The organism is Parabacteroides gordonii MS-1 = DSM 23371 (assembly GCF_000969825.1).
Classification (GTDB): Bacteria; Bacteroidota; Bacteroidia; order Bacteroidales; family Tannerellaceae; genus Parabacteroides; species Parabacteroides gordonii.
Genome location: NZ_KQ033919.1, coordinates 2,881,602 through 2,903,580, shown reverse-complemented (window position 1 = coordinate 2,903,580; position 21,979 = coordinate 2,881,602). Strand labels below are relative to the sequence as shown.

The window sequence follows — 21,979 nt, the reverse complement described above, 5'->3', positions numbered from 1 at the left end:
CGAAAATCACGACAACAAAATCCGTTTTTTTTCAAAAAAAGAAATACATTTGTCACATCATGGAAAAGGAACACGCTGGCGCAGTTAATATTGAGCTCTTATTATGGAACATTTCCACGAATGACGACGAGAGTTCATTTCGTAATTTATTCGAATATTATTACCCGGCATTATGTCTCTATGCAAAGCGCTTTATCAAGGAAAGAGAAACCCGGGAAGACATCGTTCAGGATGTATTTTTTTCTATTTGGGAAAATAGGAAATATATCTCCGTGCAAACTTCCGCCAGGAATTATTTGCTGACTTGCGTACGAAACCATTGCCTGAATTTCCTTCGCCACCAGCCCACAGAGTCTTTCGACCAGATCATACAAGAGAATATTCCGGTATATGCCGAAAACAATGACGATTTCTATACGCTGACCGAATTGCAGGAGCTACTGGCCAAAGCCCTTGCCAAGCTCCCGGAAGATTATCGCCGCGTATTTGAGTTAAATCGCTTTGAAGATAAAAGTTATGGTGAAATTGCCGAGTCGATGGATATATCGACACGGACAGTCGAACGCTATAAAAATAAGGCGATCGAGCTTTTGAAGAAAGAGCTGAAAGATTACCTGCCTCTTTTCATCGGCCATTTATTTTAAAATCCGGCCCTATCCCCGTTCTCTCTGCCCGCATGGATAAGCAGGCTCTCTGCAATTATTAAATCAAAAGGCGTCGTTATCTTTATGTTTTCCCGATTTCCGGAGACCAGACGGATCGTTTCACCCATCGCTTCCACGACCGATGCATCATCCGTAAAAAGAGAGGAAAACTCCTGTCCGTAGGCCTTCAACAATAAACCGGAACGGAATACCTGCGGTGTCTGTACCGCGAAATAACGGCTACGATCCACCGGGTGAGAGCCTTTCTCATCTGTTTCACGCAACGAGTCAATCATTGGCATAACAGGGATAGCCGCCCCCTTTTTCTCCGCTTCATCAAAGCAGGCTTCGATCACTTCGGGCGAAACAAACGGGCGTACACCGTCATGCACTGCGACCAGGACTTTTTCATTTCCTTCGGATGCATTTTTAATTTCTTCCGAAAGGAATTCCAATCCGTTCCGGACGGAATGAAAACGCGTCTCCCCGCCATTGGCAATCCGGTGAGGCACTTTACATCCGATTTCCCGGCAAAGCATATTCCAGTAAGGCTGATGATCTTCCGGAAGCACCAACACCAGTTCGGCCGAAGCATCCCAACGGTGAAACACTTCCAGTGTATGCATCAGGACAGGCTTCCCTTCGAGCGGGATAAACTGCTTGGGAAGATCGCCGCCCATCCGGAGACCTTTACCTCCGGCCACGATCAGTACATATCTGCGCATTACTCCAATTCCTCCAACACCTTTTTAACCTCTTCGTCCACCTTATATAGTTTCTCTTTGCACAATTTGATCAGGCGGGTCGCTTCCTTCACCTTCTCGGAAAGGATATCCACATCCAGCTCGCCGTTTTCAATGTCAGCCACGATCTTGCGTAGTTTCTCTACCGCTTCGTTGTACGTTTCTTCTTTCTTTGTCATATATCGGAGTGATTTATTTTTTAACGATACTCTTTACATCACCGTCTGCAAACCGGGTAACCAGTTCGTCACCGGAAGCCAGATCGGTTGCGTGTTTAATTATTTTGCCGTCTTTAAGAGCCAGGCTGTATCCGCGTTTCAGTACATAATCGGGAGAGGCCATCTTGATGAACTGTTCTGTCAACTGGATAAACCGGGTTCCTTCCGTGATCCGGGAAACTGTCCGGTTCTGCAACTGCATCTGCAATGTATCCAAGGTTGAACGGCGGCGCGACAACATAGCCGAAGCCGACACCGGGAGTTTATTCCCCAACAGCTGTAAAAGGGAACGGTTCCGCTCGATCCTGTTGGTAGCGATAACAGGAAGGCGGGTACCCAGCAATTGCAGGAAGTTCCGTTGCTTCAATAATATACCGGTAGCCAATTCGCTTACCTCCTCCTGAAGTTCTTCCAGATCCATCGCAGCCGCATCCATACGCCCGATCAGGAACTCAGCCACAGCCGTTGGCGTTTTCATCCGGGTATGGGCTACCATATCCAGGATCGTATCATCACGTTCATGGCCGATACCGGTAATAACCGGCAACGGGAATTGTGCACAGTTAGCCGCCAGTAAATAAGAATCGAAACTATTCAGATCGGACGTCGCCCCACCGCCACGGATAATCACCACCACATCAAAATGATCGAGATGTTGATAAATACGATCCAGTGCCGCAATGACCGACTCCTCCGTCCTTTCCCCCTGCATCAAGGCAGGAAACAGTTTGGTATAAAATGGATAACCGGACTTATTATGTGCCAGCTGATTCAGAAAATCCTCATATCCTGCCGCCGTCGGCGAAGTGACAACAGCAATACGTTTGGGCAATACCGGAAAAAGCAATTCCTTATTGAGCGTAAACACCCCTTCCTCTTTCAACTGACGGATGATCTCCATCCGCCGCCTCAACATATCCCCCATCGTATAGGCCGGATCGATATCCGTCACGGTCAGGCTATATCCATATAATTCGTGAAACTCGATGGAGACTTTCACCAGCACTTTCAGTCCGGAAGCAAACAATTGCCCCGTCTCCATTTCAAAATAAGGCTTCAGCATCCGGAATGTTTTCGCCCAGATAGAGCCGCGCGCCCGGGCGACCAGTTGTCCGGTCACCGGATTCTTTTCTATAAACTCCAGATAGCAATGGCCGGAAGCTGCATTTGTCCGTACATCGCTCATTTCGGCGCGCACCCAGCAAGTACCCGGAAAAGCTTCGCTGATGGCTCCACGTACCCGGTTATTTAGTTCCAGCAGGGAAAACTCACGGCGTTCATTGCCCGTGTATTCCGGATCAATGTTCAGTCCTGGCATATTGAAGTCCTTTCTTATAGGCTTTATACATATTCGGGATACCATATCCCAGTTCTGCATCAGGCCTCTTGGATTGGCTCGAGACCTGGTGCAGTAAATCTATAATATCTTTATTGCTCAGCCGCGGCAATGCCTGCCACAGGCAAACACCCAATCCGGCCAGGATAGGCGTGGCAAAAGATGTTCCGCTGGCATAACGCACATTACCTTTCGGATCGATCACACAACTACCGGAGCCCAAAGCCACCACATCCGGCTTCACCCGGTAATCGGCCGTAAACCCGACAGAGCTGAATATACTCTTTTTCTTTTCTTCCGTTATCGCCCCTACCGTCAGCACATCCGAAGCATCCGACGGGAAAGTGATCTTCCCCCAGATTCCGTTTCCCTCATTTCCTGCACTGCAAAACATAAGGATACCTTTCTGAGCCGCCATATGGGCCGCCTGGCTGATCAATGTCGTCTTACCGTCCAAGGCAGACTGATCGTATGACAATTCATCCGCATCGAAAGCAAAATACCCCAGGGAGGATGTGATCACATCGACACCCACACTATCGGCATACTCCACAGCGGCAGCCCAATAGTCTTCTTCTATCGGATATTCCGAATCGCTGTCTTCGCTTTTGATCAGCAGATAAGACGCTTTAGGCGCCGTCCCTACCATAATACCCGGCATATCGGCAGCCAGGCAAGATAAAACCTTCGTTCCATGATCATCGGCATTATATACGCTCTGTCCCGGATACACCACATTGTGCGTACCGATCAGTTTCAGTGAATCGAACACACTGATACGGTCTACATTCTGGAAACCGGCATCTATCACGGCCACCCGCATTCCTTCACCCTGGAATCCGGCCTCATGCAATTTTACGCCATTAAGCATTTTAATCTGCTCCCCGGCATATCCGTAGCGATCCTTCAGCGGAGTCTCCGCCGGGAAGAAACGCTCTTCCTGTTCCGCTTCTTCAGCCGTAACCACATTGCTTCCTTTCCAGACCCATTTAACCGAATCGACAATAGCCAGTTCTTTCAAGCGGTCGGCAATAGTGCTGTCCCTGCTCGTCACCACCACGGTCGAAAACCACCTGCTTTGCACAACCGGTTCGGCACCGGCCGACACCAGGGTATCCAGATAAGAACGCGCTATCGGAAGATCCGACACCGACACCGGCGTACCTGTTTTCTCCCGACGCTGAATGGATTCTTTCGAAAGGAATGCTTCCGGCTGGTCAAGCGTATAGCCGGAATCGCCTTTATCTTTCAGATAGACACGGAAACAATAGCTTTCTCCGGCAGCAAGCCACGAAGAAATGCAACTTAATAATATAACAAGTCCTAAATATTTTTTCATGGAATAAACAATACTCAACCCTACAAAGGTAATAATTGCTATGGAGATAAAAAAGCCCGGCTTCTCGTCAGGAGGGCCGGGCCATCTATAATATTACAAATTATTCGTTCACATTGCAGATAGGGATCTCACGTTTCACGCTCTGGCGTAATGAGATCAGCGTTTCTGTAGCTGTCACCCCCGGTATTTCCTGGATTTTAGAGTTCAGAAGCTCCATCAAATGTTCGTTATCACGGGCATACAACTTGATAAGCATTGTATACGGACCGGTAGTAAAGTGGCATTCAACCACTTCGGGTATTTTTTCAAATTCCGGAACCACGTCCTTATACATAGAACCACGTTCCAACTTAACACCGATATACGTGCAGGTATTATATCCCAGAATTTTAGGATTAATATGATAACCCGATCCAACGATCACATTCATATCAATCATGCGCTGTACCCGTTGATGAATGGCAGCACGAGACACACCACACTCTTCAGCTACATCCTTAAAAGGAATCCTGGCATTCTTTGAAATAATGTTCAATATCTGCCGATCCAGCTTGTCTATTTTCTCCATGTTTTCTATCGCTTTATTATACGCTCTAATTTATTTATATATCAAAAGTATATAATTATTTTCAACAATCTATCATTCTGAAAGAAAAAAGTAGCAAATAAATAATAAAAGCGGGCAATTAATGCTTTTCAGCATAAATTACCCGCTCCTTTATCTACTAAAATGAGAAATTACTTTTTCTGATCGTCTTTTACGATATCCAGCAATTCCACTTCAAATTTCAATACGCTGTTCGGTTTGATACCACGAGTTCCGTGTTCGCCATAAGCAAGTTCAGAAGGAACCCAGATCACATATTTAGAACCAACCGGCATGATCTGCAGGATTTCAGTCCATCCTTTGATCACCTGTCCAACGCCGAATACAGCAGGTTCGCCACGGTCTACAGAGCTATCGAATTTAGTTCCGTCCAGCAGTGTACCTGTGTAGTGTACTTTTACCTGATCTTCAGCAGTCGGTTTTGCACCTGTACCTTCAGTTTCCACTTTGTACTGCAAACCGCTTTCTGTAGTGATAACACCTTCTTTTGTTTTGTTTTCAGCAAGGAACTTTTCACCCTCTTCTTTCACCTTGTTAGCGTCACGAGCCTGAGCTTCAACAAAATAAGTATTCAGGTAAGTCTGAGCCTGTTCCGGAGTCATTTTCATTCCGGTAGAGTCACCCTTCATAGCTGCTTCGAAACCAGCCAATAAAGCGTCTACATTAGCAGGGCCACCAGGCATACCATCCAGGTTCTGTTTGAACATGCTACCGTTAGCAACACCAATTGCATAGCTCGCGCTATCCACAGAGGATTTCAGGTTCGCGCTCTTTTTTGAGTCACAAGAAGTGGCAGAAACGCCCAATGCTACAATAGCTGTAGCGGCTAAAACACTAATCTTTTTCATTTTTCTCTATAAATTATTTTACTATGTCTAACAATTCAACATCAAATACCAATGCACTGTTCGGTTCGATCGCTTCTCCTGCACCATGTTCGCCATAAGCCAGGTCAGACGGGATGAACAATCTCCATTTAGAACCTACTTCCATCAGTTGCAACGCTTCCACCCATCCCGGGATTACCTGCGATACACCGAATACAGCCGGTTCGCCACGCTGTACAGAGCTATCAAAGACTGTTCCATTGATTAATGTGCCGTGATAATGACATTTCACCTGATCAGAAGCGGTCGGTTTTGCACCGTTTCCTTTTTGAAGAACCTGATATTGTAATCCGCTCGGTAATGTAACAACACCGGCTTTACCTTTGTTTATGTTTAGAAATTCTTCTCCGGCTTTCTTGTTTACTTCAAATTTTTCTTTCTGTAGCTTCATGAAGAAATCGTTGATCACTTGCTTAGCTTCGTCATAACTGAGTTCAGGGGTCTGATTACCCAAAACATCTTTCATTCCCTTTACAAAGTCTTCAATCTGAAGATCATTAATGCCTGAGTTCTGGAAATTATTTCCGATACTTAAGCCAAGTGCATAACTTACTTTATCCATTCTTTTTCGTTTTCAACTAATTACAAGCTACAAAAGTAATGCTTTTAAGTACACAAACGTCATCAGAAGCTACTTTTTTATTACTTTTGCATCTGTTATGGGAGAACCGACCGTCTTTCATTCTTTACAGACACTATGTAACCGATCTTTACTAATCAATACTACATCTCCATTCCTTACTTTATGTTTCTTTACCGAATAATCTTCCGGTGTATAAATGGCATTTGCTTCAATCATTTGATTTAACTGATTTGCCGACAATCCCAGACACGACCGGATGACAGAAGATAATTTCAGTCCGAAATCGAAAGGTGTCCGAACTTTGAATGTTATAATTTCATTATCGCCGCTTAAAATATCGTCAATCGAAACAGGCTCATGTTGTATCTCATATTCAACACTGCCGTAATCCAACTCGACACTGTTCTTTCTTACCGTTTCAGCAGAAAACGCATATTCCCACGCCACCGCTTCGTCATTCTCAGTAAATTTAAGGTAGAGATCCTTTTTGATCAGTTCGGATTTCGTACGTGACAATATGGTTAAGTTGTATGTGCTGTCACATTCCATACATCTATATATCAGCCACACATCTGTGTTCTTTTTCTGCGAGTTCATCCGGAATTTGCCACTGCAATAAAATCTATCGGAACTACAGCGATTACATTTTCGTTTTAAGATTGGGGTATTTTTGATCTTTATTTCCCATATATATTCTTTTTCCATTTCTATACTGTGCTTAATGTATTGTGAAAAATCCGTTATATCCACACAGCATCACAGCTTATGAAAACCCGAAGGTTGCCATAAACGACAATAGCAGATGCTATCGACCTCAAAGGACGACACTGTGAAGACAAATAATGATATGAAAAACCTGTTCGGGAAGGATTACCCGAACGAATGAACTACTAACCCGCGGTTTATGGGGCTAATATTAAGCCAGTATAAGTCTGAGAATTACTTTCAAAATGTGACTATTATGGTTATCGGGAGACAAAGATAGGTATTCTCCCCATACAACACAAACCCCTGAAAGACGAATCTCCCAGGGGTTGCTTTTTGTCTGTTTTTGCTCTTCACAGAGGTAGAACAGAAGAACTTTATTTCATTACTTTAGTATTAATATCGACCGCTTGTTCGCCTGTCACAGGGTAATTAGTTGATTCTTGTATAGGGCATCAACCGCGCAGTCAAATTTAAATTTATTGATTATAAATAGTTTCTATTATTTTACGATTGCTTTTACAGCAGCTTCACCTTCTACGGCTACTACAACTACACCTGCAGGTGCAGCGATTTCAGCCTTATCAGAAGAAAGAACAGTGTTAGCAACTGTCTGACCAAGAACGTTACTGATTACTACTGTCTTGCCTTCAGCACCCTTGATCGTTACAATACCGTTACCTGCAACAACAGATACTTCTGAAGCGCTGATATTGTCATTTGCTGTCGGAGTAGAAGATTCAGCAGCCAGGTTGAATTCTTCACCCTTGGCAATACCTTCTGTTACTACAACCACACCATTAATAGTTTTCAGATAACCTTCGTTGCTTTCGTAACGATCTTTCTGGTCGTCTACTTTTACAGCAGAATTGTAATCTACATAGCGAGTCTGAATCTTGAATGCACCTTCTTTATCGTTTGCTGATGGATTCACATAGCGGAATGCGAACTTAGCAATATTGAAATCAGGAGTACCCAGATCGATTATAGACTTAACATCACTAAAGTCTTTACCATTTGTCAGATACAGGTGGTCGCCTGTACGATAACCCCAAACAAAGCCAGTCTTTACATAAGTTTCATCTGCTTCTTTATCGTTGATGAAGATGTTGTTATGGATTTCGCCATGTTTGTTGGTGTAAATTGCAGAGTCGATCATATTTACCAGGAAGCGACCGTAAGTTGTATCCGGTTCAATCAGGTGACCTTTGTTATCGAGTACTTCTTTTACGCGAGTCGGGTTTACAACCAGCAGATACTGGTAACGAGTGTTCAAACCACGGTTGATATAAGCCGTATCCACATACATAGCCGGAGCCATATTTGTCAACTGAGACTTATTACCCAAGTTCAGGAACTTGCCGTTTTCGTACATCATTTCCTGATTGTTTTCTTCACGGAAGATACGAATTACATCATCCTGAGCACTCTCACGATATACAGGAGCATCGATTCTTTCCAGACGGAACAAGTCGTTAGAGTTGATCTGTGTATAAGCTGTTTCTACTTCAACAGTGTTCTTGGTAGAAGCGCCATACAGTTTCTTATTCAGATTCAAAGAATAACCGCTGGCATCAGCATCCATACCGCTTACACCCAGAATATTAACCAATTCGCCGTCTTTTTCCTTTACTACGAAACGGTATGATCCATTCAAGTAAGCCCAATTAGTCTCGTTTGTCTTCTCATTAAAGAAATGATTCCAGTAATTCTGAGATTTTTCTTTGCAAGCCATCGATTCGATATCTTGTGACTGCATATTTTCATAAGTCAGATATTCACCGTTTTCAGTATTCTGCAATGCATAAGTTACCAATGCCAATGTATCATTATCTGCATAGAATTTCTTATCACTCATATACTTCTGCGGATGGTGAATGATATAGATAGAGTCTGTTGCATACTTAACATAACCATCTACGTCCATCTGAGCTTTGCGATCCATGCGAACGACTCTCCAGGTTACAGCTTTATCCTTATTGGTTGTGATACCCAGCAAGTGGCTGCCACCATGATTTTCCGATACATAGTAATCTACATCACTTGTCGAGTTCATGATCAAACGATATTCTACATCCTGAATATCAGCATCTGCATAGTTCTTGTAACCGTCCATCAGACGAGTATTGTTTGTAATATCTACAGTCGTGATTTCCACTGTATCGCGACGGATAGAACCCGGATTCAAGTTCTCACTGAATGCACTGCGCGGAGAATCATATTCAACTGCATAAGTATTTCCACTTAACCAGTACATACGATCTACTATATATGATGCTTTTTCGTTTTCACGGTTTACAAATTCGAAGCGAGTATCATCATCACCTAATGATTTACCGTTTACAGCATCAGCGTCTGATACATCAGCCATTTTAACGACCCACTGTCCTTCTGGTTTAGATGCCAGAAATTTGCCAGCTTCGGCTGGATATGCTTTCCATTTCTTTGTACCGTTATCGCGAGTCATACCCAGAACCTTACCGTTTAGAACAGCCTTATTACCATCTTCTGTTGCATATTTCACTGAAGAATGGTTTACAAATTTGATATTTACATACTGAGACAGTAACGGATTGTTCTTGGCATCACTACCGTGTACCAATGTCTTTTCTTGTAAAGCTGCATACAGAATTACTGCATCTTTTTCAGCATTAACAGTCAGATAAGTAGTTCCGTTTGCTTCGAAAGTTGTCAGGTAAACAGGATACTGAACAGCATCAGCCGACTGACGATTATCTGCAGTAACTGCAGGAATAGTAGTCGCAGCACCATGAGCTCTTACGTAATCAGTTACAGCAACATATTTGATCTCTTTATCCAACTTAGCATGTTCCATTTGGAATGCGAAGCCTAACTTACGAGCAGCTAATTGAGCATTTGCATACCCATTCACATAAGCCAACAGGTTGTCTTCAGACAGTTTGTCAAACATGAAGCCACCTTTAGTCACATGATTGCTGATTCCGCTAGCAGACCAGGTTTTGCCCCAATCCATTACGATGTAAGCATCGTCAGCTTTTCTCTTCAAAAGGAATACTTCAGCATCAGCAGCAGCTTCTTCCAAATAATAAGTTCTACGATTCGTATCATACTTTATTTCCATCGGAACAAGACCACCTTCAAACAAATTGCCTTGCAGTTTGTCCGTATTACCGGTACCATCTTTCCAGTTCTTCAACAGAAGATCGAAATAAGTATTGTAGTATTGGCACAGGTCAGCCACAGTAAAGTTATCTACACCAACACTATACAAACCTAATATTTCTACACCAGTACTTGCTGCAGCCTTTAATTCTACCTTATTGCCTGATGCCGTTAACTGAATAGTGTTAGTACCAGCCAGATCTGTCAAAGTGAAACCACCGGCATATTTAGCATCACTATAAAATTCGGATATACCGCCGATCTTTAAAGTTACCCCCTTTTTATTTACAAATGAATACTTATAAGAGTTATTTGCCAGCTTTGTTTGAGAAACTTTCCAATATGCTGTTGTCAAATCAGTAACACCACTAACAGCCGTAAATGTAGCAGCTTTGGAATTAGATTCTTGAGCCAAGACTAACTGGGTTGCTGTTCCATCATTACTACTGATCAGATAATATTCAGAAGAAACAACAGTGTTTGCCAACGCATATGTTCCTAATGTCGTATTGGCAGTAGGAGGAGCTACAACAGGAGCAGTAGCAACGATTCTGATATCGTCATCACTTGCTGTAGCAGAAGAGATTAGTCCTGTTCCTGCTGTATTTACTTTTACATAACTAAATCCGTTTGTAGCATCCCAGATACCGAACAGACCTTCGTCATCGTTACTTTCAAACTTTGATTCGGTAGAACTAGCCGCCACCAAAGTCATTGCCGAACCGGTTATTGACAAGTATTTATTGGCAGCAGTAGTCAAACCCGAATATTTGGATTCATACGTACCATCGGTATTAAGTTTCCATAATGTTTGCTCATCCTGATTTAATTTCACATAAGCCTGATACGTAGTTTCATCTACCAAAGCCAATGTCCCGGTAGCAGCAGTTACTACTAAATACTTATTACCAATTTTCAAGGTTACATTGTCTACAGCCGCAGCTACCTTTGAAGTGTAAGCATAAAAATCAATTGCAACGCCTACTCCCCAAGAAGCATCTGTGTTTGAAGAGAAAGTCAACTTATCGGCACCAGTAGTTAAAATACTACTTGACAATACAAATTGAGATGCATTATCAAGTGTACGCATAGCAGGAGTACCACCTAATTCTGCTTTACCCAGAGCCGCAGAACCCTGAACCAACATAAATTGGCCATTCATCGTTTCTGTGTATTTCCACAAATCAGTTGAAGCAGTCACACTAGCCGCATCTCCTGTGACATTAGTGATACCTTTAACTCCATTAGCTGCTGTTGACTGTAAATACGTTTTTGAAGATGTAGCATCCCAACCCTGCTCTCCAATAACATAAGAGTTACCATTTGTAGGATTGGTAACTTTTACAACCCCCGCCTCTGCTGTCAGAGAATAACCGGCAACGGCGAACGCTGCCAACATCAGAGATAACTTTTTGTTCATAATTTAAAATTTAATATTAATAATAGTGTTACTTAAAAGCCTACCCATATCGATCGTAAGTGTTGCCATTTGTTAAATGGCGAGCTAAAAGGATCGTTTTTTCTAGTCATTTTGTTTTGGTCATGATCTGTTCGTAATTCGAAACGGTATTTTTGTACAGACTTTCGTATTCTATTGATAAGAAAGAAGATAGGAAGGGAAAGAATTTTATCGATTTCTTTGTCGGTTTGAAAACTATAAGTACCTTTGTTGACGAATTAAAACGATCGTTTTTCCTAGTCACTTCATTTCTCAGCTATACCTTTTGTTTTATATACCTTCAATTCGTTATTACACACCTTATACCTGTTTTTTCTCCAGTTTTTATACATATATAATGTACGCGCACGTACATCTGTTAAAATAGAGTTAAACCACGGCCTTTTTTACCATTGCCCTAAACGCTTCGTTAATTATTGTTTCTATTTTAACATTCTTTCCTGGTTTCGGGGTCACCTAAGTGATCTCTCAGGATTGCCACCTGACGGGGCGTATACATACGCTGGCCTTTTTTATAACCTGCTTTTTTCAACTCTGCCAATAAGTCTTCATCGCGATTGATCCACGAAGACAACTGCGATGATGCCGATTTATCTAATATCCCGAGAAAATAGAGTCTGGCCAGTTCTGTATGGCCATATACTCGATTTATAATGATGCTCATATACTTATTTTATTTATAGCAATTAATAATACTAGTACAATCTGAAACGCCGCCGGATAAGAAATGCATATTGCTGCTTACCAGCGCATATATTCCGAATTTGAGAGTTTCATACTCCATGAGTTCTCCTTTTTTTAAGTTGTTTTACACTTGAAGCACCGAAGGTTAACAGCACGGTGCACAAGCAATGAAGATGTATCGATGTAAGGTTAACTGATTGATGTAAACAAAAAGGCCCAGCCACCGGATATCGCTATCCGGCAGTCGAGCCACCTTTTTCTGTTCTTTCACAAAGTTACTATTTGTTTCTTATTTCATCTCAACGCTTTCCTTTTAGTATGTTAAAAAATATTAGTCGCGATACTAATTCATTTTACCCGCTATATTAATCCCGATTAGTCGCTATACTAGTGTCATTTTGATAATCGGGAAAAACAACAAAAATAGCAGATTTCATAAAAGAACATTCAATTTTCAGTATAACGCCTTGACTTGAAAAGAGAATCTATTACTTTTGTAGCACTTTTAATTCTTTAGACTAACACATATTCTATCATGAAGCAAATAACCTTATTTTGCACTTGCTTGCTATTGGGCATAACATCCTGTAGCAATCCTTCTGTCACGACAACTAACAGTGACATTTCTATTGCCGACTCCATGCTCACCAATATCCTGGAGAAGTATAATGTCGAAAAGTATCATCTCCTTTCAGAAACCTATCCGGTAAACCCGGAGAATCAGGTCACTTATCTTGCCGAAGGAAGCGAACAGAAAAAGGATCAGGAAGTATCGTTCCTGTGGCCTTACTCCGGCATGTTGTCGGGCTGTATCTCCCTGTATGAAGCGACTGGGAATGAAAAGTACCTGAAAGTCCTGGAAGAGCGCATTATTCCCGGACTGGATCTATACTGGGACAATACACGTACCCCGCACTGCTATCAGAGCTATCCGATGTTCAACGGCGAAAGCGACCGCTTTTATGACGATAACGACTGGCTGGCCATCGACTTCTGCGACCTGTACGCACTCACCAAAGACCAACAGTATCTATTGAAGGCGAAGGAACTATACGAATACATCTATAGTGGTTGGGATGAAATGCTCGGCGGCGGTATCTACTGGTGCGAACAGAAAAAGACATCCAAGAACACCTGTTCCAATGCTCCGGCAACCGTCTTATGCATGAAACTGTATAACCTGACGAAAGAACAAAAGTATCTTGACCAGGCCCTGGCAACCTACCACTGGACGAAAAATAACTTATGCGATCCAGCCGACCAGGTCTATTGGGACAACATAAGCCTCGATAAAACAATCGGTAAAGCCAAGTTCACCTACAACAGCGGACAGATGATCCAGGCCGGTGTACTTCTCTACCAGACTACTTCCGACGAAACCTTCCTGAAGGATGCACAAAATACGGCCAAAGGCGCTTACAATCATTTTTTGAGCAAACGTACTGGTATTGACGGAAAAGATGCTTACTTTTACCCCTCAAATCCATGGTTCAACGTTATCCTGCTGCGCGGACTTATCGCCCTGGCAGAGGTGGATAATAATTATGAATATGTAAATACGATGGCAGACAATGCCCGTTATGCCTGGAAGTATACCCGTGACGAGAACGGTTTCCTGGGTAACGACTGGGCCGGAACTAAAAATAAGAAGTTCAAATGGTTGCTGGACAATGCCTGCATGATTGAACTTTTTGCAGAGATCAATAACATTCAATAATCATAAAACAAAAACGTAAACTCACCATGACTACACGTAGAAACTTCCTGAAATCCGGGAGCCTCTCACTGGCAGGGTTGTTAGTCGGACAGAAATCGTTCGCTCACATGGCTGAATCAGCTTCCACCGGTTCTCCGGTTATCTCCGAGACTTCACAGTACACATGCCTTCGCCCGGCACCGGAAAAACGGCAATTCACTTCAGCAGCCGTAGAAAAGGCGATCAAGGCTACTAAAGCGAAACTGAAAGACCCTAAACTGGCCTGGATGTTCGAAAACTGTTTCCCGAATACGCTGGATACCACCTGCGAACATAAGATGTTGAACGGCAAGCCCGATACTTTCGTCCTGACAGGCGACATCCACGCCATGTGGTTGCGCGACTCGTCGGCACAGGTTTTCCCCCATATTAAATTCGCCAACGAAGATCCGGCGGTAAAAACCATGCTGGCAGGTGTTATCAACCGCCAGACCTGGTGTATCAACATCGACCCGTATGCCAACGGCTTCAACGAAGGCCCGACAGGCAGCGAATGGGAAAGCGACCGTACCGACATGAAGCCGGAACTCCACGAACGCAAATGGGAGATCGACTCGCTTTGCTATCCGATCCGCCTGGCTTACCATTTCTGGAAAAAGACCGGCGACACTTCTCCTTTCGACAAAGACTGGGACAAAGCGATGAAATCGGTCTACAAGACTTTCATCGAGCAACAGCGTAAAGACGGCCTCGGCCCTTACCGCTTCTCACGTGTTACCGACCGCCAGGGCGATACTTTGCTGAACGATGGTTACGGTAGCCCGGTAAATCCGGTCGGCCTGATCGTTTCGTCTTTCCGTCCTTCGGATGACGCTTCTTTGTTCGGCTTCCTGATCCCGTCGAATATGTTTGCCGTAACGTCTCTGCGCCAGCTGGCCGAGATGATGCGCGACATCAGAAAGGATAACGATTTTGCCCGCCAGTGTGACTCATTGGCTGACGAAGTGGCTGCTGCCATCGAGAAATATGCTATTGTAGAGCATCCGGAATTCGGCAAAGTGTATGCGTTTGAAGCAGACGGTTTCCACAATCACGTATTCATGGACGACGCGAATGTCCCCAGTTTGCTGGCTATGCCTTACCTGGGATGTATCGACGTAAACGATCCGGTATACCAAAACACCCGTAAGCTGGTGCTCAGCTCTTCCAACCCTTACTTCTTCAAAGGTAAAGCCGGCGAAGGTATCGGTGGCCCGCATATCGGCTTCGACTTTATCTGGCCGATGAGTATCATCATGCGATGCAACACCACCAACGACAACGAAGAGATACGCCAGTGCGTAAAAATGCTACGCGACACGGATGGCGACACCGGCTTCATGCACGAGTCGTTCCACAAAGACGATCCAAAGAAATTTACACGTTCCTGGTTCGCCTGGGTAAACACCCTGTTCGGCGAAATGATTTACCGCCTGGTACAGGAAGGTAAAACGGATATTCTGAATAATCTGGGATAAATATAAATAACCGACTTGGTAAGGGCAGGCTCCAAACCTGCCCTTTGTGCCAAGGGGTTCAAAACAACTGCCTTATGAAAAAGAAATTAGTCATATTGACCGGTGCCGGCATGAGTGCCGAAAGCGGTATCTCCACCTTTCGCGATTCGGACGGACTATGGGAAAAATACCGGGTAGAAGATGTAGCGACTCCCGAGGGATTTACTGCTAACCCTGAGTTGGTACTCAACTTCTACAACCAACGGCGCAGGGAACTGCTGAATACTAAACCGAATGCCGGACATATCGGACTGGCCGAACTGGAAAAGGATTTTGAGGTACACATCATCACCCAGAATATCGACAACCTGCATGAACAGGCAGGAAGTACGGACGTAATCCATCTGCACGGGGAACTGATGAAAGCCTGTTCCGTCCGTGACCTCAACACAACATACGATATTTCACCTGAAAATCCGGATATTCATATCGGAGATAAAGACCCTCACGGCGTACAGCTCCGTCCTTTCATCGTCTGGTTCGGCGAAGCTGTCCCGATGATCGACCCGGCCATACGCATGGTGGAATCATGTGACATATTCGTCGTTATCGGCACGTCGCTCAATGTTTATCCGGCCGCCGGATTACTGAACTACGTACGCCGCGGCCAGCCTATCTACCTGATAGACCCCAAAGAGGTGAATACCTACCGCAACGATATCCACTTTATAAAGTCAGGGGCTTCGGAAGGTGTTAAAGAGCTTAGTAAAATACTAAAGGTATCCGGACACTAACTCTAAAACGAAACTCTATGCCCTTTTTTGATAATTTCTGGAGACAAGAAACATTGCTTACCATTGTATCCCTACTGTTTCTCCTGCCGGGTTGCCATGTGGACAAACAAAGTAATTATCCGCCCGAAACCATCACGAAATCCAATCAGGAGTTCACTTTCAACCTCTATAAGAAAGTCGTCCAATCCGAAACCGGGAATATTTGCCTTTCTCCTTTCAGTGTCAGTTTCTGCCTGGGAATGATTATGAACGGGACAGAAGGAGATACTTATGACGAAATAAGACAGTTGATGGGTTTTCAGGATTTTACCCGCGAAGATATCAACCGGTATATGCAAACGATTCGCAAAGAATTATCAACAGCCGATACATCCGTCACGATTATAAATGCAAACAGTATCTGGATCAACAATCGGTTCAATGTTCGTAAAGCATTTACCCGGCTGAACAAAAAATACTACCAGGCGGAAATATACAACGAACCGTTCGACTCAAACACCATATCAAAAATCAATCAATGGTCGGCCGATCATACCAACGGAAAAATAACGAAGCCGGTTCAACAAATAGATGACAAATTTCTAAGTATTCTGATCAACAGTATCTACTTCAAAGGTAGATGGAACTATGAGTTCAGAAAGTCGGCGACAATCGACGAACCTTTCCTGACCGCAGACAGTTGCCTGATAAATACTCCGACAATGATCAAGAAACACTATATCAATAGTTACAGGGATGAAAAAGTAACCGTGGCGGAACTGCCTTACGGAAACGAAACGTTCAGTATGGTGTTGTTTCTGCCTACTCAAAAAGATGGGGACATCAATGAAATTATAGCCCATCTCGACAAAGAGCAGTGGGAAGGATGGTTAAATAACCTCTCGCTCCATAAATTCGAGCTTCATCTGCCACGCTTTAAAATGGAGCAAAAGATAAACCTTGAAAAACAACTAAAGGCATTAGGCATAAAGAAAGCCTTTATTGCATCTTTGGACTTTGCCCAAATGTGTCAAACAGAAAAGTTTTATATTCATAGTCTTTCGCAAAACTCTTTTATCGAAGTGAACGAGGAAGGGACGGAAGCAGCTGCCACCACTGTAGCATCGATCATCGCAGAAGAAGAGATCGCTTCAAACTTTCCTGCGATTATCCGTTTCGACCGTCCGTTTGGCTATATGATTCAGGAAAAGAACTCCGGGATTATCCTCTTTGCCGGGAAAGTTGACAATCCGAAAGAGTGTTTTTTGAATATAAAGCCGGAATAATCCTTGGCTTGTTTTAATGTTCAAAATAATATTGCAAAAGAAGTATTTTTAATACATGGATGGACGAATAATGGTTTTGATTTTACATGATAAAAAAGCATTAAAACCGTTCACTGTTCACCTGGCAGAGTGCGACAGCATGCAAATCAATGGATAAGACGCTTATTTCCCAGGTGAATGGTCACTCAAAAAGGTGAATGGTTTATACGAACCTTTCACCCTCGTCTTATCCGGATTACTTATTTTTACAGCTTATACTATTGCTCAGTAAATAAAAGGTCTGAACTGATTAAGGTCAATATTATAGCTTATTTACTTAACGACCAACGTCGATAAGCTTGCTGAGCATCGTCGCAAAGCTTAACAACTAAGGTCGCAAAGCTTAACGATGGCGGTGTCCGGATTTATAAGTAATAACTAAAGAGTTAGTTTGCAATAGGTTTAATGGTAATGGATAATAAGGAGAAAGATACTTTTTAAGTTGCCGGATAAATGCTTATATATAGGAAGGTGAATGGTTGGATCCAACCATTCACCTTTTTATCCAACCATTCACCCTGTATATACGTTGTTAAACAACATATAATCAATAAGTTATTATGTGTAAGGTGAAGGATGAAAGGTTTATTGCCTGATTTTGCATGAATAGTTGCTCCGGAGCAAAGATTGCAACACTGATAGCTCAAATCGGGCAGTAAGTGAACCTTTTTTGTAACAAGAAAGTCGATATATCTTGTTTCGTCCTTACAGGACTTAAGAAAAGAGGATAGACTATCAGGAACCCAGGGTTAAAAACCCCGGGCTGATTTTGTGATCAGGCTTACAGCCTGGCAATACGTGAAACATTCAAATCTGCCCAAAAAATGAACTGAAGAATAAATTCAAAACACTTTCCAAATCAGACAGATTTTTTATTTTCAATCCTCGATAACCAGCCGTACCCCTACATTATTCACCTTCTGCCAGGGCAGATAAACGCGGCGGGCGGTTGCCGTGGCGTCTTTCGGACGATCCAGCCAGGAACCGCCGCGAGCCACTACCTGACGAGTATTTGCTGCTGCCTGCGATTTATCATTATACGGATACGGCGCATACATCGAACGAGTCCATTCCTGCAGGTTTCCATGCATATTGACCAAGCCGAACGGGTTTGCCTGATAGGTGTAGCGGTCGGTCGGGATCATCATGCCGTCGTTCACGGTTTCTACTTTCGGGAGATAATCGTAATATTGGAACCAGGGATTATCTTTCTCCATCGGCTGCGGATCGATACCTGTAACCGCCATCTTTTCGAGCTGCACATCCGCCAGGTTCTCATACGAACCGAAGTTGGCATCCATACCGCCATACCAGAAAGGCTGGTCGCTACCACCCCGGCAAGCCCACTCCCATTGTACTTCGGTAGGAAGCGTCACTTTTAAACCGGTCTTTTCCGAAAGTTTGTTGCAATAGTCCATCGCTTCTTCGTAACTTACACGGATAACCGGCTGATCCGGTTTATTGGCCGGATAACCGGGCGTCGTATGATCTTTCCAGAACTGGGCATAGATACGGCTGTCGTGATCCGGTACCAGGGCGTTATACTGTGCATTGGTCAGCTCTTTCTCCGACATCCAGAAACCGGACTTCACATCCGCTTTGAACTCCGGAGCCTGATCGGGATAACCGTTGTTCGATCCCATGACGAATTTACCTGCCGGAACGCGGACGAAAGCGATCTTCACCCCGTCGGCTACTTCGATCTCTTTCCGCAAAGATTTCTCTTTCGATAAGATCTTCTGAATCTCTTCGGCAGACAACGGCCAACCTTTCAGCTTCACCGACTTATGTTTGACAGGAGCGACCTGTTCGGGCACTTCCGGGAGGATCTCTCCTTTACCCTTCAGGAAGGAAGCATAATCGGCCAGTTCCTTACGCCAGTCGACACCCGCATTCGCATACTTATCGGCCAACTCGATACGGCGTTCGTACTGGTCGTATCCGTTCAGCGGATCGGCGTCGAACTCACCGCGTCCGGGGGCATTCATGTCGATCCACATATACAGATGATCCCATTCGTTGTCGGTCAGCTTCACGTTGTAGTGGCCGCGTTCCAGGAGACGGACGATCTCACTGGTGGAAGCGTGGTATTCGTACGGGGTCATCACGTACATATCGGCTTCGGGCCCCTGACGGTTCACGTAAGGATGGAAGGCCAGGTAACTCTTTTGCATATAGCGTGTGCCACTCCAGTCGGTAACGCCAACGGAAGTCGTATCCTTAAAGTTCGGGCGACCGGCTTTGCTTCCGTCATGGCAGGCTACGCAGGCACGGTCGAGGATCGGCTGTATCTCGTATTTGAAGGAATAGGAACGGACACCGCCTTCTGCAATGGCCAGTTCATGCGGTTTGCGGGTAGAAGCCTGCACTCTTTTAGGCACAGGAATCGTATTCTGGTCTTCATGGCATCCCACGCAGGAAACCACTTCGCCCGGCATACCGGTCAGCCAGCTACGCATCCATTGCACGGCACGTCCTTCCCCATCGAGCGGTTGCAGGGAGACAGGGGTATTGGCTGGTATTTTGAAGATGGCCGAACCATCTTCTTCCACCGGAACAGTACCCAGCAGACGTTTGATATCCCAACCGGCCTGGATACCGTGGTTATAATGGTCGGACAAGGTTCTGCGGTAAGCATATTCGTAAGCATAGACACGGAACGATTTGATCTCTCCGCGGGGAACGCCTTTCAATCCTTCCCCTTCGTAAATATCCTGGATAAAGACGGTCGCTTCCTTTTCATTCAGCTTGACACGATCAGGGATGGCGGGGGGAACAGGGGTGCTCTTCACCGGAACGGAGTAGATCATACCGGCATTGTCGGCATTGGCAACCAATGTCAGGTTATCGTAAATATCCACCAGATAGATCCCCCAACGGCTATAAGGAGACAGTTTGGCTGTCACCAGGAAAGTCTCGTCCGTCAGCGGATAAGGTTTGATAAATTGCGGCCATACGCCGTTCACCAGTTCATCTTTTATTTCCGGAATGATCGGACGGCCCCGGAAAGGCAGTTCCTGTATCATTCCTTTTTCCTCCTTACGGCTCTTGGCCGGATCGAAGATCATCAGGCGGCCGGAACGGGCAACGCCGTGATGGCCGGAGATAACACCGACGAAACGGTTAGTACGCTTGGGTAACGGCTGCACATCGAAGATACTGTTCGGGAACATGGAGCCACTGCCATACAACGATTTCTGCTCCGTCCCGTCCGGGTTCATGTGCATAACGATACGGGAGAAATAATGCGTCAGGTCGGTATATTCCCAACGGACATACATCACCTTCCCGTTAGCCATGACGATCGGGTGCCAGTTGGCATCCTGGTCGAATGTGAGGCGGCGCATATCATGGGTACGGGGATCATACAAGACCATATTGCCCACGGCATCGCTACCATTTACGCAAGGGACGCCCTGATAGCCGATATTGGAGATTGCCAGCATACGTCCGTCGGGAAGGTAGGTGGCATCAAAAAATTCAAGGTCGGGTTCGGGGATGTTGACGGCTTGCTTCACGCCACTTCCGTCGATATTCATTTCATGTACCTGCCAGCGGCGGGTCGTATCCAGCGCGGTAAATAACAAACGCTGCCCGTCCCAATGGAGCACCAGATCGGTTACGGATGATCCGTCCACTTCCGGTTTGTAAAGGGTTTTCTCCTGCAGGTTACCGCTTTTCAGGCCTGACAGTTCGACCAACTCCGCTTTGAAGTTACGGCGACTGGCGGAACTCAGGTTCGACCAGTTGTTAGGCTGAATCCCCAGGCTGCCGGCTCCCACGAAGTTGGCACGGTCGCCCAGGTCGAATTTAACGGTCAGCATCTTATCCACATTCACATCCGGACTCATCAGGAGTATCTCTTTCTTCAGCGCCAACGCTTTGTTGGCTTTTTCGAGGCTCGGCTGATCGCCGGTGTAAATTCCGTCGAAACCTCCAGCCAACAGTTTCTTCAGCTCATTCAAGCGGCTTTCTGCCTTACCGGCATCGAAGCTGGATTGTTTTTTCATGACACCGATCGCTTCTTCGATAGCGGCCGGTTTCATCCATTCCAGTTCCGCCTGTACTTCTAACACGGTCAAGACACGGCCTGCCAGGCATTTGTAGGCCTGCATCTGTTCAGACGGCGTACCGGCCGACGCTGCTTTTTTCAACTCTGCCTGAAAGAAGGAAGCATTCTTCAACTCTTTCAGCATAGCTTCCAGGCCTTTACGCGTCCTGTCCAGTTGTTCGATGGTTACTTCCTCTTTTGTTTCACAACTGGGTTGTGCGGACAATACGCCTCCACCCAGTAAGCAGAAGGCCACACATCCTGTAATCAATAGTTTTTTCCACATAGA

The 21,979-nt window shown here is 44.7% G+C and carries 16 protein-coding genes; 5 read left to right on the top strand and 11 right to left on the bottom strand.

Features of this window, described 5'->3' with window-relative positions; all coding sequences use genetic code 11:
- Positions 1-59: 59 nt before the first annotated feature.
- Entirely contained in the window at positions 60-644 is a 585-nt protein-coding gene (locus HMPREF1536_RS10940) for an RNA polymerase sigma-70 factor (protein WP_028728232.1), read from the top strand.
- Here HMPREF1536_RS10940 and HMPREF1536_RS10935 read toward each other — a convergent pair.
- The 10 genes from HMPREF1536_RS10935 to HMPREF1536_RS10890 all read right to left on the bottom strand — a co-directional run bounded on the left by HMPREF1536_RS10935 (position 641) and on the right by HMPREF1536_RS10890 (position 12,329).
- Positions 641-1,369: a 2-C-methyl-D-erythritol 4-phosphate cytidylyltransferase gene (locus HMPREF1536_RS10935; RefSeq protein ID WP_028728231.1), complete on the bottom strand. Its 729-nt coding sequence runs from the start codon at positions 1,367-1,369 to the stop codon at positions 641-643. The genes HMPREF1536_RS10940 and HMPREF1536_RS10935 overlap by 4 nt on opposite strands.
- Positions 1,369-1,566 (bottom strand): exodeoxyribonuclease VII small subunit, encoded by a 198-nt coding sequence (xseB, locus tag HMPREF1536_RS10930; protein WP_028728230.1) that lies wholly within the window; start codon positions 1,564-1,566, stop codon positions 1,369-1,371. Before xseB ends, HMPREF1536_RS10935 begins: the two co-directional genes overlap by 1 nt.
- A gap of 13 nt (positions 1,567-1,579) precedes the next feature.
- Entirely contained in the window at positions 1,580-2,923 is a 1,344-nt protein-coding gene (xseA, locus tag HMPREF1536_RS10925) for an exodeoxyribonuclease VII large subunit (RefSeq protein ID WP_044192501.1), read from the bottom strand.
- Entirely contained in the window at positions 2,904-4,280 is a 1,377-nt protein-coding gene (locus tag HMPREF1536_RS10920; protein WP_028728228.1) for a S8 family peptidase, read from the bottom strand. The genes xseA and HMPREF1536_RS10920 overlap by 20 nt, the downstream gene beginning before the upstream one ends.
- A 100-nt stretch (positions 4,281-4,380) precedes the next feature.
- On the bottom strand, positions 4,381-4,848 hold the full coding sequence (locus HMPREF1536_RS10915; RefSeq protein WP_028728227.1) for an Lrp/AsnC family transcriptional regulator: 468 nt from the start codon (positions 4,846-4,848) through the stop codon (positions 4,381-4,383).
- 170 nt (positions 4,849-5,018) lie between these two features.
- Complete coding sequence (locus tag HMPREF1536_RS10910) at positions 5,019-5,735, bottom strand: BamJ family beta-barrel-assembly machinery protein (protein WP_028728226.1); 717 nt, start codon at positions 5,733-5,735, stop codon at positions 5,019-5,021.
- Between the two features lie 13 nt (positions 5,736-5,748).
- A complete protein-coding gene (locus HMPREF1536_RS10905; protein ID WP_028728225.1) occupies positions 5,749-6,336 on the bottom strand; it encodes a BamJ family beta-barrel-assembly machinery protein in 588 nt (195 codons plus the stop codon).
- Between the two features lie 117 nt (positions 6,337-6,453).
- Entirely contained in the window at positions 6,454-6,954 is a 501-nt protein-coding gene (locus HMPREF1536_RS10900) for a DUF1062 domain-containing protein (protein WP_316929441.1), read from the bottom strand.
- A 610-nt stretch (positions 6,955-7,564) separates the two neighbouring features.
- On the bottom strand, positions 7,565-11,626 hold the full coding sequence (locus tag HMPREF1536_RS10895) for a DUF6383 domain-containing protein (protein WP_147337570.1): 4,062 nt from the start codon (positions 11,624-11,626) through the stop codon (positions 7,565-7,567).
- Positions 11,627-12,092: 466 nt separating this feature from the next.
- Entirely contained in the window at positions 12,093-12,329 is a 237-nt protein-coding gene (locus HMPREF1536_RS10890) for a DUF4248 domain-containing protein (protein WP_028728222.1), read from the bottom strand.
- Between the two features lie 555 nt (positions 12,330-12,884).
- Here HMPREF1536_RS10890 and HMPREF1536_RS10885 point away from each other — a divergent pair.
- The 4 genes from HMPREF1536_RS10885 (at position 12,885) to HMPREF1536_RS10870 (ending at position 17,600) form a co-directional block, all read left to right on the top strand.
- A complete protein-coding gene (locus HMPREF1536_RS10885) occupies positions 12,885-14,066 on the top strand; it encodes a glycoside hydrolase family 76 protein (protein ID WP_028728221.1) in 1,182 nt (393 codons plus the stop codon).
- 26 nt (positions 14,067-14,092) lie between these two features.
- Entirely contained in the window at positions 14,093-15,562 is a 1,470-nt protein-coding gene (locus HMPREF1536_RS10880) for a glycoside hydrolase family 125 protein (protein ID WP_028728220.1), read from the top strand.
- A 74-nt stretch (positions 15,563-15,636) separates the two neighbouring features.
- Positions 15,637-16,335, top strand: a complete 699-nt coding sequence (locus HMPREF1536_RS10875; protein ID WP_028728219.1) for an SIR2 family NAD-dependent protein deacylase — start codon at positions 15,637-15,639, stop codon at positions 16,333-16,335.
- A gap of 17 nt (positions 16,336-16,352) precedes the next feature.
- Positions 16,353-17,600, top strand: coding sequence for a serpin family protein (locus HMPREF1536_RS10870; protein WP_052349853.1), 1,248 nt, complete (start codon positions 16,353-16,355; stop codon positions 17,598-17,600).
- A 917-nt stretch (positions 17,601-18,517) separates the two neighbouring features.
- Here the strand turns inward: HMPREF1536_RS10870 and HMPREF1536_RS10865 are convergent.
- On the bottom strand, positions 18,518-21,976 hold the full coding sequence (locus HMPREF1536_RS10865) for an SUMF1/EgtB/PvdO family nonheme iron enzyme (protein WP_028728218.1): 3,459 nt from the start codon (positions 21,974-21,976) through the stop codon (positions 18,518-18,520).
- Between the last annotated feature and the right edge of the window lie 3 nt (positions 21,977-21,979).

Bases quoted from the DNA above. Each gene is read 5' to 3' on its own strand.
- HMPREF1536_RS10940 (WP_028728232.1), top strand. From the start codon at position 60: ATGGAAAAGGAACACGCTGGCGCAGTTAATATTGAGCTCTTATTATGG.
- HMPREF1536_RS10935 (WP_028728231.1), bottom strand. From the start codon at position 1,369: ATGCGCAGATATGTACTGATCGTGGCCGGAGGTAAAGGTCTCCGGATG.
- xseB (WP_028728230.1), bottom strand. From the start codon at position 1,566: ATGACAAAGAAAGAAGAAACGTACAACGAAGCGGTAGAGAAACTACGC.
- xseA (WP_044192501.1), bottom strand. From the start codon at position 2,923: ATGCCAGGACTGAACATTGATCCGGAATACACGGGCAATGAACGCCGT.
- HMPREF1536_RS10920 (WP_028728228.1), bottom strand. From the start codon at position 4,280: ATGAAAAAATATTTAGGACTTGTTATATTATTAAGTTGCATTTCTTCG.
- HMPREF1536_RS10915 (WP_028728227.1), bottom strand. From the start codon at position 4,848: ATGGAGAAAATAGACAAGCTGGATCGGCAGATATTGAACATTATTTCA.
- HMPREF1536_RS10910 (WP_028728226.1), bottom strand. From the start codon at position 5,735: ATGAAAAAGATTAGTGTTTTAGCCGCTACAGCTATTGTAGCATTGGGC.
- HMPREF1536_RS10905 (WP_028728225.1), bottom strand. From the start codon at position 6,336: ATGGATAAAGTAAGTTATGCACTTGGCTTAAGTATCGGAAATAATTTC.
- HMPREF1536_RS10900 (WP_316929441.1), bottom strand. From the start codon at position 6,954: ATGAACTCGCAGAAAAAGAACACAGATGTGTGGCTGATATATAGATGT.
- HMPREF1536_RS10895 (WP_147337570.1), bottom strand. From the start codon at position 11,626: ATGAACAAAAAGTTATCTCTGATGTTGGCAGCGTTCGCCGTTGCCGGT.
- HMPREF1536_RS10890 (WP_028728222.1), bottom strand. From the start codon at position 12,329: ATGAGCATCATTATAAATCGAGTATATGGCCATACAGAACTGGCCAGA.
- HMPREF1536_RS10885 (WP_028728221.1), top strand. From the start codon at position 12,885: ATGAAGCAAATAACCTTATTTTGCACTTGCTTGCTATTGGGCATAACA.
- HMPREF1536_RS10880 (WP_028728220.1), top strand. From the start codon at position 14,093: ATGACTACACGTAGAAACTTCCTGAAATCCGGGAGCCTCTCACTGGCA.
- HMPREF1536_RS10875 (WP_028728219.1), top strand. From the start codon at position 15,637: ATGAAAAAGAAATTAGTCATATTGACCGGTGCCGGCATGAGTGCCGAA.
- HMPREF1536_RS10870 (WP_052349853.1), top strand. From the start codon at position 16,353: ATGCCCTTTTTTGATAATTTCTGGAGACAAGAAACATTGCTTACCATT.
- HMPREF1536_RS10865 (WP_028728218.1), bottom strand. From the start codon at position 21,976: ATGTGGAAAAAACTATTGATTACAGGATGTGTGGCCTTCTGCTTACTG.